This is a genomic window from Kitasatospora sp. NPDC051705 (assembly GCF_044453265.1).
Classification (GTDB): Bacteria; Actinomycetota; Actinomycetes; order Streptomycetales; family Streptomycetaceae; genus Kitasatospora.
In genome coordinates, this window is record NZ_JBITCO010000002.1 from 519,859 (window position 1) to 531,105 (window position 11,247).

Below are 11,247 nucleotides of genomic sequence, written 5' to 3' on the forward strand. Positions count from 1 at the left end.
GATGGCCGCCGGGGGGCGGCCAGGGTGGCGACCGAGGCTCAGCCGGTGGTCAGCACTTCCTCCCGGGTCTCCTTCGAACCGGCTGACGAGTCATCATAGTCGGCCGAGGTCAGGGGGGTTGAATTCCTGCGCCGGTCCGTCAGGGCGCCCGCCGCGGCGATCAGCAGTCCGAGCAAGCGCGACCGCGGTGACGAACGCCAGGGCCGGCCGGTAGCCGTCCAGCTGGGCCTGCGGGCTGTCGCCGCCGGCGCTGCCGGCCGTGATCATCGCGGTCGCCCCGGCCAGGACCACGGCGGTGCCGACCTGGATCGCCGTGTTGACCAGTCCTGAGGCCAGGCCCTGCTCCTCGTCGTCCACCCCGTCGGTGGCGGCGATGTTCACCGAGGGGAAGGCCAGCGCGAAGCCGACGCCGAGCAGCAGCATCGAGGGCAGCACCAGGCCGAGGTACGAGCTGTGCTCGTCCAGCCGCAGGAACAGCGCGAACGCCCCGACCAGGGCGACCAGGCCGATCGGCAGCAGCCGGCCGGTGCCGAAGCGGTCCACGATCGGGCCCATGAACGGTGCCGAGAGCGCGATGAAGGCGCCGGCCGGCAGCAGTCCGAGCGCCATCTGCAGTGCCGACCAGCCGAGCAGGTGCTGCAGGTAGAGGGTGACGACGAACTGGAACCCGCCGTACGCACCGGTCATCGCGAAGGCGATCACGTTGGCCCGGGCGACCGAGCCGTTGCGGAAGATGCCGAGCCGGACGAGCGGGTGGGCGGTACGGCTCTCGATCAGCAGGAAGGCGGCGGCCAGCGCGAGGACCACGACCAGGGAGCCCAGCGTGCGGGCGCTCAGCCAGCCGGCGCCCTGCGCCTCGGTGACGGTGAAGACCAGTAGCAGGACGGTCGCGGTGCCGGTGATCGCGCCGAGCACGTCGTAGCCGCCCTTGGCCTTCTCCTCGACGGGGCGGGGGAGCAGGCGGACCGCGAAGAGCAGGGCGAGCAGTGCGACCGGCACGGGCATCAGGAAGGTCCAGCGCCAGCCGACGGAGGTGAGCAGGCCGCTGAGCACGAGGCCGAGTGAGAAGCCGCTGGCGCCGCAGGTGGTGTAGATGGACAGGGCCCGGTTGCGGGCGGGGCCCTCGGCGAAGGTCGTGGTGATGATCGACAGGCCGGCGGGGGCGGTGAATGCGGCGCTGACGCCCTTGAGGAAGCGGGCCGCGATCAGCAGGCCGCCGTCGTCGACCAGGCCGCCGACGAGGGAGGCGGCGGCGAAGACGCCCAGCGCGACGAGGAAGACCCGGCGACGGCCGAGCAGGTCGGCGGCGCGGCCGCCGAGCAGCAGCAGGCCTCCGTAGCCGAGCACGTAACCGGAGACCACCCACTGCAGGGCGGAGGTGGAGAGGTGCAGCTCGGAGCCGATGGAGGGGAGGGCGACGCCCACCATGGAGACGTCCAGGGCGTCCAGGAACATGGCGGCGCAGAGCACGATGAGGGTGCCCCAGAGGCGGGGGGTCCAGTTCAGCCCGCTGGTTGACGGGGCGTCGGGTGGCGTGGCGGTCGCGGTGGTCATGGGGAGGACAGTACATGCGTGTGCATTCAATGCAAATGAATAAGATGTGAACACATATGTTGCCGATGCATGTGCTACCGTGGCGGCGTGGCTGAACTCGACTCCCCGGCGGAGGCCGGTCTCGTCGCGCAGTGGCGCGACCTGCTGGCCCGGCACGCCGCCACGGCCTGCATGCTCGACCGCGAGCTGGGCGAGAAGTGCGGGCTGGGCATGAGCGAGTTCGAGGTGCTGGAACGCCTGGCCGAAGCGTGCTCGGGAGAGGGCCGGCCCACCGTGCGGGTCCAGGAGCTGGGCCACACCGTCCACCTCAGCCAGAGCGCGCTCTCCCGGCTGATCGCCCGACTGGAGAAGGCCGGACTGGTCACCCGGGCGATGTGCGAGAGCGACCGGCGCGGCATCATGCTCACCCTGACCGAGGCCGGCAAGGAGCGGTACCTGCAGGCCAGGCCGCTGCACCGCGAGGTGCTCGAACTGACCCTGGGCGGGCCGATCGGACCGTCCGGGTCGAGTGCGTCGTCCGGGCCGAGTGCGTCGTCCGGGCCGAGTGGGTCGACCGCTTCGGGCGGGACGGTCGAGGGGTGGCCCGGACCGGCTGCCTGACGTTCCGTCAACCGTGCTGCCGGTACTGCCTTTTCGATCGACCGGGGCGACGCTTCCGCGCGCCCGGCGGGCCCGGCGGGCCGGTGGTGGCCGCCCTCAAAACTGCGAGACCAGCCCCGGAGCGACCGCCAGCAGCACGGCGGCGGCGGGCGCGGCGAGGGCCACCAGGGTGAGCCGGAGCCGGTGCGGGACGGACAGCCGCGGCCGGCCGGCGAGCAGCCGGTCGACCCGGCGGGGGGACTGCGCCAGCCCCGGCGGGCAGGAGCCGAACACCCCGCGGTCCAGGTTGATCTCGGCCAGCGCGAGGGCGGTGGTGTGCCGACCGTGCCGCCGTGCCGCCCGGTCGTCGGCCGCCAGCTCGACCAGCTCCGCCACCTGGTCCCGGAAGGCGCTGAACACGCCGACGCCCGGGAAGCCCGAGGCCAGCGCCTGCGACGCCTGCTGCAGCCAGTGGTGCCGGGCCCGGACGTGCCCGCGCTCGTGGCTCAGGACGGCGGCCAGCTCCCGATCGGTCAACTGTTGGAGCGCGCCGGTGGTCACCACCAGGCGGGAGTCGGGGCCCGGCAGCGACCAGGCCTCCGGGCGGACGCTCTCCAGGACCACCAGCCGCTCCCGGCGGCTCCGGGCGGCAGCGATGGCCTCGGGCAACTCCGGAGCCCGGCTGGTCAGTTGGGCGTGCCGACGATCGCGCACCGCCTTGGCCGTCCGGACCTCCCGGGTGAGCGCGAAAGCCGTCTGCAACCCGCCCGCCGCCAGCACCGCGGCGCACAGCCGGCCCCAGCCCTCGGCGTCCTGCAGACCGTACGCGGCCTCGACGCCGTGCGGGGCCCCCGCGAAGACCAGGGCGCGCAGCTCGGGCAGGGCGGCGGACGCGGCCAGCAGCAGGCTCAGGACGCAGCACAGCAGCACGGCGACGACGAGGCACTGCCACACCAGCAGCGCCAGTACCGGTTCTCGCTCCACCCAGCGGGCCCGGGCCAGCAGCCGGGGCGCGACGGTCGAGAGCAGCAGTCCGAGCAGCAGCAGACCGATCAGGGCAGGCATCGCATGGGCTCCCCGAGTACGCACGGAACGCGACGAGGCGCTCCCTGCCAACCTATGCGCTGGCGACGTCCGGAGGAACGGCTTTCGACCGGCCAGTGACCAACGCCACGCGAGGGGCGGGGCCTTGGCTCCGAGCGGCACCCCTCCGGCGGGCGCAGGCACAGGAGCGGGCTCGGGCGTTGGTTCGGGCACGGATACGGACACGGGCACGGCCGCGGTTCCGCGTCTGCGGGGAGGGATCGGCTCACATCGTCAGCAGCATGGCGAACATGCCGATCCCCATGGTGAGGCGGCAGGCCCGCGGCAGTCCGGCGGCGCCCACCACCAGGGTTCCGGCGGAGGTGTGCAGGAGCCGGGCGCCGGCCCAGAGCGAGTACCCGCCGAAGTAGAGCAGCAGAGCGCCGGTCACCAGCGGCGTTCCGGCGCCGGTTCCGTGGTGGTGACCGGTACCGGCGGCCATCGCGAGGGCCATGTAGGTCATGGCGAGGGCGCCCACCGCGTGGTGCAGCCGGTGCGCCCGGCGGGCCGGGGCGTGTGCGGCGGCGAGCAGGAAGACCGCGGCCGGGAGCCCGAACAGCGAGGCCCAGACGGCGGCCGGGACGGCTCCACCGGTGACGGCCATCGCCGCCATGCCCAGCCCCATCAGGGCCTCGGCGGCGTCCGACTCGCGGGCGATCAGTCGGCGGGTGCCGGCGCGGGGCGGGGCGCCCGCGGTGCAGGGGGAGCGGCGGAGCCGGGTGAGGCAGTAGGCCCCGGCGGCCGCGGTGAGCAGGGCCAGCAGCCAGCTGATCAGGACGGGTCCGTGCAACGGCGGCCTCCCCCGCGATCGGTGACGGGTGGCCCCGTCCCGTCCACGATCACCGTTGCCGCCGGGGCGCGGCCAGGGCGCGCACCGGGGCGCACGGTGGTGTCGGCCGGGGTGCGTCCTCGGGCGCGCACCCCGCCGTACCCGCTCCGGCAGGATCAGCCCTGCAGCCGGCCCGAGGCGACGACCCGGCTGAGGAACTGCCGCGTCCGTTCCTCCCTCGGGTCGCCGAGGACCTGCTCCGGCGGTCCCTGTTCGAGGACCACGCCGTCGTCCAGGAAGCAGACCTGGTCGGCCACCTCGCGGGCGAACCCCATCTCGTGGGTCGAGAGGACCATCGTCATCCCCTGTTCCTTGAGGTCGCGCACCACCGAGAGCACCTCGCCGACCAGGACCGGGTCGAGGGCCGCGGTGATCTCGTCGAGCAGCAGCAGCCGCGGCCCGGTGGCGAGCGCCCGCACGATGGCGACGCGCTGCTGCTGGCCGCCCGAGAGCCGGTCCGGGTACTCCCGGGCCTTCGCCGCCAGGCCGAGCCGCTCCAGCAGTTCCAGCGCCTTCGCCTCCGCCTGGGCCCGCGCGAGCCGGTGCACCCGGCGCGGGGCCAGCGTGATGTTCTCCAGCACGGTCAGGTGCGGGAACAGGTTGTAGGACTGGAAGACCACCCCGATCCGCCGCCGGACGGCGTCCTCGTCGGTCCGGGGGTCGGTGATCTCCTCGCCGTCCAGGAAGATCGCCCCGTCGTCGGTCCCCTCCAGCAGGTTGACGCACCGCATCAGGGTGGACTTGCCCGAGCCGGACGCGCCGATCAGCGCCGTCACCGAGTGCTCGGGCACGGTGAGGTCCACGTCGCGCAGCACGACCTGGCCGCCGTAGGTCTTGCGCACCGACTCCAGCCGGAGCACGTCGGCCGTGCTCATCCGCTCACCTCACCCGTTCGGCCGCACCGCTCGGCCGGCCACCCCGTCTCGTACCCGCCGGTCCGGCGCCCTCCGTGCCGGCCCCGCCCGCGGTGCTGCCCGCGCCCGCCGCGCGCGTTCACACCGCACCGCCCTGGAACCGCCGGCGGTTCGTCCTGGCCGTCAGCCAGTCCGCGAACCGGGTCAGCGGAATGGTCAGCACGATGAACACCAGACCCGCCACGAGGTAGGGCGTGAAGTTGAACGACCGGGCCGCGATGATCTTCGCCGCGTACACGGCGTCGATCGCCCCGCCGATCGAGACGAGTCCGGTGTCCTTCTGCAGGCTCACCAGGTTGTTCAGCAGCGGCGGCACCACCCGTCGGACGGCCTGCGGCAGCACCACGTACCGCATGGCCTGCGCGTTGGTGAGCCCCAGCGAACGGGCCGCGGCGCGCTGGCTCGGGTGCACCGACTCGATCCCGGAGCGGAACACCTCCGACACGTACGCCGAGTACGTCAGCACCAGGGCCGCCCCGCCGAGCAGCAACGGGTCGGTGGTCACGCCGGTGAGCCGGAGCGCCGGCACCCCGGTGATCATCACCAGCAGGCAGATGATCATCGGCAGTCCGAGGAAGAAGTCCACGTACGCGGTGGCCAGCAGCCGGACCGGCAGGAACACCGGCCCGCGCAGCGTCCGCAGCACCGCCAGCAGCAGCCCGAACACCAGGATGAGGGCCCCGCAGCCGAGCATCAGCTCCAGGTTCAGCCGCAGGCCCTTCAGCACCTCGGGCAGCGCCTGGCGGGCGTAGTCGGCGCTGAGGAACGTCCGGCGGGTCACCTCCCAACCGGGCGAGTTGACCACCAGCAGGTAGAGCACGAGCGCCGTCGCCAGGGTGGACGCGGTGGCGATCAGCGCCGACCGCCGGGCCCGGCCGCGCCGGTACGCCTCGTGCGCCAGTCGCCGTTCGGACGGGCGGTAGTCGTCGCCCCCGTCCTTCGCCGGTGCCACCGCCCCGGTGGCCGTCGCCTCGCCGCTCACTTGAGCACCGGTGCCGAGACGGCGTCCGAGAGCCACTGCTTCTCCAGCTTGGCCAGGGTGCCGTCGGAGCGCAGCGCGTCGACCGCCCGGGAGACGCAGCCGGTCAGCTGCGAGCCCTTGTCCAGGACCAGGCCGAACTGCTCGCCCTGCGAGGCGCCCTCGAACTGCCCGACCACCTGTGCCTCCGGCACCTCGGCGCCGGTGATGTAGAAGGCGGTGGGCAGGTCCACCACGAGTGCCTCGACCTGGCCGTTCTTGAGCGCGGCCTTGGCGAGGTCGTTGGAGTCGAACACGGCCGGCTGGACGCTCGGCTTGATGGTGCCGGTGATGGTGTCGAGGCTGGTGGTGCCGACCTGTGCGCCCAGCTTGGCGCCCTTGAGGTCGGCGATGCTCTTCGCCCCCGCGGCCTTGGAGTTCTTCAGGGCGATGACCGCCTGGCGCACGTCGTAGTAGCCGGAGGAGAAGTCGACGGCCTGCTTGCGCTCGCTGCTGACGGACACCTGGTTGATGTCGAAGTCGAAGTCCTTGGCCCCCGGCGAGGTGGCCTTGCCGAAGGGCGCGACCACCCAGGTGACCTTGTCCTTGGGGTACCCGAGCCGGTCCGCGACGGCGTAGGCGACGGCGGACTCGAAGCCCTTGCCGTTCTCCGGCTTGTCCTCGGCGAACCAAGGGTCGTAGGCGGGCTTGTCCGTGCCGACGGTCAGCGTGCCGGCCGTCCGGGTCGCCAGCGCCCCCGGTGCGCAGCCCGCCGCCGTTCCGGCGCTCCCGGACGCGCCCGCGGCGGCCCCGTCGGACTTGGCGTCCTGCGGCGCGCACGCGGTCAGCGCGGCGGCCGCGGCCAGCAGGACGGCGAGGGGCAGGGCGGTGGCGGACGGCTTGCGGAGGGTCATGGCGGGGCTCCAGGGAGAAGGACCGGGCGGGACGGCGGGGGCGGCGGCGCGGGCCGCGAGCCCGGCGGGTCACTTCCCCCCGGTGGCGGCGCCGGAACACACGCGGCATGGTCGGCGTACGGGCCCGCGTCCGCGGCGCCCTTCGAGCCGGATCAGCGACAGCGGCGGCAGCGGCCGCACGCGCGACAGCAGTCGCGACAACGAGAGGGCACCCGGAACAGGTCGGTGTGGCGCTCGGCCACCGTGATCACCGCCGGGAGCATGGCGGGAGGTTCGCATCCCGACGGCGCATCTGTCCAGAACATCCAGAAGCTTGTCCACATTCCGGACAACCGGCCGCGGGCCCAGGTCGCGGCCGCGGTGCCGCGGGGCCCCGACGGACCGTCGGGGGGCGTGCCGCGAGGCCGCGTTGACGCCCGGCCGGCAGTCGGCCCCGGACTCGGCCCCGACCCGCGGCCGGCCCGCCGCCGTCTCGACCTCCGAACCGGCGCGGGATGCGGCGCGGCCCGCCCGGAGCCGACGTGCGGCCGACCCGGGGTCGACGCCGCGCCGAAGCGGAGACGAACCCGGGGCGCCGCCGGAGGTTCGGCGGTCGAGACCCCCTTGAACAGGAGAACCTTTCGTACTTATGGTGTCCCCGTTGAAATAACTCCTGTCGAAGTGAGTCCACGATGCAGAATCTTTCGCCACGGCTCGCTGCGGCGGCCGACGCTCCGGTCTCGACCCTCGCCGGCCACCCGGCCTGGCTGCGCCTGAAGGAGGCCGTCGAGACGCTGCGCCCGCTGCAGTCCAAGGACGGCTCCATCGACCTCGCCGCTGTGCAGCGGCACACCGTCGACCCGCTGGTGGCCACCGTGCGTGCCGCCGTCGAGGAGCTCGCCCCGCACTTCCCGCACGACGCCGCCTACCTGTCCGCCGTCGACGCCGACCTCGCCAAGTGGGCCGACACCGGCTACCGCGAGCCCGACTTCCTGGACTCGCTGCTGGCCTTCCAGCCCGCGGAGCAGCGCGAGGACGGCCTCGAGCACCTGGTCGTCTTCCCGATGTACACCCAGAACGGCAACCCGGACCGCAACCTGGAAGCCGTCCTGCTGAGCGTCGTGTGGCCCGACTGGCTGGCCGAGCTGGAGCGCACCCGCTTCGACAACCCGATGTTCGTGCCGATCACCTTCACCGACTTCACGGCCGGCTACGACACCAACTCCGCCGTCCTCTTCCCCGAGACGGTCTCCGTGCGCAAGGCGCCGGAACGTTTCACCTGGGGCGGCATCTTCTGTGACCGCGAGGCCGCCCGCTTCCGCGCCGTCACCACCAGCGCCGTCCAGCAGCTCGGCCTGGAGATCCCGGCCGACGCCGAGGGCCTGCTCCAGGACCAGCAGCGCGCGCAGGAGACCTTCGTCCTGTGGGACCTCGTGCACGACCGTACCCACAGCCACGGCGACCTGCCGTTCGACCCCTTCATGATCAAGCAGCGCAGCCCGTTCTGGATGTACGGCCTGGAGGAGCTCCGCTGCGACCTCACCACCTTCAAGGAGGCGGTGAAGCTGGAGGCCGAGGGCAACGCCCACGCCCGCGACGTCCAGTACGCGATCCTCTTCGACCGGATGTTCCGCTTCCCGGTCAGCGGTGACCGCGTGCGCAACTACGACGGCCTCGGCGGTCAGCTGCTCTTCGCCTACCTGCACAAGAACGGCGCGCTGAGCTGGCGCGACAACCGCCTCAGCATCGACTGGGAGCGGGCCCCGCAGGTCACCAACGAGCTGTGCGCCGAGATCGAGACCCTCTACCGCGACGGCATCGACCGGCCCAAGCCGGCCCACTGGATCGCCGCCTACGAGCTGGTCTCCCGCTACCTCACCCCGCACCCCGCCTCCACCTGGGCGAAGGGCTCCGAGGCGCTGCCGCTCGACATCACCGACGGCAAGGCCCTCAACAAGGCGCTGTGCGACGCCGTGCTCCCGGACGAGTTCCCGCTGAGCATGTTCTACGAGGCCCTGTCCAAGAAGCTCGGCGGCGTCATCGCCGCCACCGCCGGCATCACCGGCGCCGGTATCCAGGGAGTCGCCGCGTGACCACGACCGCCAACGCCCCGCTGGCCGGCAAGGTCATCGCCGTCGCCGGAGCCAGCGGCCCGGCCGGTCAGGCCGTGCTGCGCCGCCTGACCGCCGACGGTGCCACCGTGATCGGCGCCGACATCGACGCCCAGCGCCTCGAGTCCGCCCTGGACGCCACCCGGATCGCCGTGCGCGGCGCCAAGGTCAGCGGACAGGTGATCGACCTGCTCGACCCGCAGGAGGTCCACGACTGGGCCGACCACCTGGAGGCCGAGCACGGCCACGTCGACGGCCTGTTCCACCTGGTCGGCGGCTGGCGCGGCAGCAAGACCTTCTTCGACAGCCGGCTGGACGACTGGGACTTCCTGCACGACACCGTCGTGCGGACCCTCCAGCACACCTCGCTGGCCTTCCAGCCCGCGCTGGTCCGCAGCCCCGCCGGCCGGTACGCGATGATCTCCGCCGCGGCCGCCCACAAGCCCACCGCCGGCGGCGCCGCCTACGCGGCCGCCAAGGCGGCCACCGAGGCCTGGACCCTCGCCATGGCGGACTCCTTCAAGAAGGAGACCACCGACCCCGACGGCGAGCCCACCGCCGCTGCTGCGATCCTGGTCATCAAGGCGCTGGTCAGCCCCGAGATGCGGGCCGAGAAGCCGGACGCGAAGTTCGCGGGCTTCACCGACACGGCCGACCTCGCCGGACACCTCGCGGGCCTCTGGGACCGCCCCGCAGCAGAACTGAACGGACAGCACCTGTGGCTGACAGCCCGATGACCGACCCCACCGGCACGGACGCGGTACGGCGGCACGACCCCGCCGTCCGCGGCTTCGCCAGCGACAACTACGCCGGCATCCACCCGGAGGTCCTCGCCGCGATCGCCCTCGCCAACGACGGCCACCAGGTCGCCTACGGCGAGGACGACTACACGACGCACCTCCAGGACGTCTTCCGCCGCCACTTCGGGGACAAGGCCGAGGCCTATCCCGTCTTCAACGGCACCGGCGCCAACGTGGTCGCGCTCCAGGCCCTGCTCCCGCGCTGGGGCGCCGTGGTCGCCGCCGAGACCGCCCACATCAACGTGGACGAGGGCGGCGCCCCGGAGAAGATGGGCGGCATCAAGCTGCTCACCGTCCCCACCCCGGACGGCAAGCTCACCCCCGAGCTGCTCGACCAGCAGGCCTGGGGCTTCGGCGACGAGCACCGCGCGCAGCCGCTCGCGGTCTCGATCACCCAGAGCACCGAGCTCGGCACCCTCTACACCGCCGACGAGATCCGCGCGATCACCGAGCACGCCCACCAGCTCGGCATGCTCGTCCACGTCGACGGCTCCCGCCTGGCCAACGCCGCCGCCTCGCTTGGCCTGCCGCTGCGCGCCTTCACCACGGACGTGGGCGTCGACGTGCTGTCCTTCGGCGGGACGAAGAACGGGCTGATGCTCGGCGAGGTCGTGGTGGTGCTCAACCCCGAGCGGGTGCGCAACATCAAGTACCTGCGCAAGACCTCGATGCAGCTCGCCTCGAAGATGCGCTTCGTCTCCGTGCAGTTCGAGGCGCTGCTCTCCGGCGACCTCTACCTGCGCAACGCCGGCCACGCCAACGCGATGGCCAGCCGCCTGGAGGCCGCCGTCCGCAAGATCGACGGCGTCGAGGTCGTCCGCCCGGTCCAGGCGAACGCGGTGTTCGCGATCCTCCCGCGCGAGGTGAGCGAGCGGCTGCAGAAGCGCTACCGCTTCTACTTCTGGAACGAGCACACCGGCGAGGTGCGCTGGATGTGCGCCTTCGACACCACGGAGGCCGACATCGACGCCTTCGCCGCGGCCATCGCCGAGGAGATGGGCCGCGCCTGACGGTGCCCGAACGACGGATCGTCCCGCCCTGCAGCCGCAGGGCGGGACGATTTGCTTGTGGCGGGCCCGGCCCCGTACAGTTCCGGAGTCGCCGCGAGAGAGCGGGGACAAGCGGAAAGCGAATCCGATGAAATGAAACTCCGGGAAAACGGAGCGGAAAACATCTGATAAGCTGGAAACACGAAAGAACGAAGCGCCCGGAGGGCCTGCTGGAAGGCAGACCGAAGGAAGTGTCCGTTCCTTGAGAACTCAACAGCGTGCCAAAAGTCAACGCCAGATATGTTGACATCCCCGGCCTCGATCGTCTGATCGGGGTTGGAGATTCCTTTTGAAATAAAACACAGCGAGGACGCAGTGCGCGGGATCACCCTATTCCGGTGGTTGCCGTGCCGCTCAACGCGAGTGTGGCCCGATTACGGGCAGACATTCACGGAGAGTTTGATCCTGGCTCAGGACGAACGCTGGCGGCGTGCTTAACACATGCAAGTCGAACGGTGAAGCCCTTCGGGGTGGATC

9 protein-coding genes, 1 rRNA gene and 1 pseudogene are annotated in these 11,247 nt (G+C 72.3%); 5 read left to right on the forward strand and 6 right to left on the reverse strand.

Annotated elements, in window-relative coordinates; translation table 11 throughout:
- Positions 1-38: 38 nt before the first annotated feature.
- A pseudogene (locus ACIA8Q_RS04830) lies at positions 39-1,554 on the reverse strand (MFS transporter).
- 87 nt (positions 1,555-1,641) lie between these two features.
- On the opposite strand from ACIA8Q_RS04830, the gene ACIA8Q_RS04835 reads away from it, so the two are divergent.
- Positions 1,642-2,154, forward strand: a complete 513-nt coding sequence (locus ACIA8Q_RS04835; protein WP_396316761.1) for a MarR family winged helix-turn-helix transcriptional regulator — start codon at positions 1,642-1,644, stop codon at positions 2,152-2,154.
- 96 nt (positions 2,155-2,250) lie between these two features.
- Here ACIA8Q_RS04835 and ACIA8Q_RS04840 read toward each other — a convergent pair whose 3' ends face one another.
- The 5 genes from ACIA8Q_RS04840 to ACIA8Q_RS04860 form a co-directional block, all read right to left on the reverse strand.
- Complete coding sequence (locus ACIA8Q_RS04840) at positions 2,251-3,198, reverse strand: M56 family metallopeptidase (RefSeq protein ID WP_360221913.1); 948 nt, start codon at positions 3,196-3,198, stop codon at positions 2,251-2,253.
- A 244-nt stretch (positions 3,199-3,442) separates the two neighbouring features.
- Positions 3,443-4,006 (reverse strand): DUF5134 domain-containing protein, encoded by a 564-nt coding sequence (locus ACIA8Q_RS04845; RefSeq protein WP_396316762.1) that lies wholly within the window; start codon positions 4,004-4,006, stop codon positions 3,443-3,445.
- A gap of 155 nt (positions 4,007-4,161) precedes the next feature.
- Positions 4,162-4,920 (reverse strand): amino acid ABC transporter ATP-binding protein, encoded by a 759-nt coding sequence (locus ACIA8Q_RS04850; RefSeq protein ID WP_360221907.1) that lies wholly within the window; start codon positions 4,918-4,920, stop codon positions 4,162-4,164.
- Positions 4,921-5,038: 118 nt separating this feature from the next.
- Entirely contained in the window at positions 5,039-5,941 is a 903-nt protein-coding gene (locus ACIA8Q_RS04855) for an amino acid ABC transporter permease (RefSeq protein ID WP_387897522.1), read from the reverse strand.
- A complete protein-coding gene (locus ACIA8Q_RS04860; RefSeq protein ID WP_360221904.1) occupies positions 5,938-6,831 on the reverse strand; it encodes an ABC transporter substrate-binding protein in 894 nt (297 codons plus the stop codon). The genes ACIA8Q_RS04855 and ACIA8Q_RS04860 overlap by 4 nt, the downstream gene beginning before the upstream one ends.
- Positions 6,832-7,502: 671 nt before the next feature.
- On the opposite strand from ACIA8Q_RS04860, the gene ACIA8Q_RS04865 reads away from it, so the two are divergent.
- The 4 genes from ACIA8Q_RS04865 to ACIA8Q_RS04880 form a co-directional block, all read left to right on the forward strand.
- Entirely contained in the window at positions 7,503-8,903 is a 1,401-nt protein-coding gene (locus tag ACIA8Q_RS04865) for a DUF6421 family protein (protein ID WP_360221901.1), read from the forward strand.
- A complete protein-coding gene (locus tag ACIA8Q_RS04870; RefSeq protein ID WP_360221898.1) occupies positions 8,900-9,658 on the forward strand; it encodes an SDR family NAD(P)-dependent oxidoreductase in 759 nt (252 codons plus the stop codon). The genes ACIA8Q_RS04865 and ACIA8Q_RS04870 overlap by 4 nt, the downstream gene beginning before the upstream one ends.
- Complete coding sequence (locus ACIA8Q_RS04875) at positions 9,655-10,731, forward strand: low specificity L-threonine aldolase (protein WP_360221895.1); 1,077 nt, start codon at positions 9,655-9,657, stop codon at positions 10,729-10,731. Before ACIA8Q_RS04870 ends, ACIA8Q_RS04875 begins: the two co-directional genes overlap by 4 nt.
- A 426-nt stretch (positions 10,732-11,157) precedes the next feature.
- Positions 11,158-11,247, forward strand: a 16S ribosomal RNA gene (locus ACIA8Q_RS04880); the annotation flags it as partial.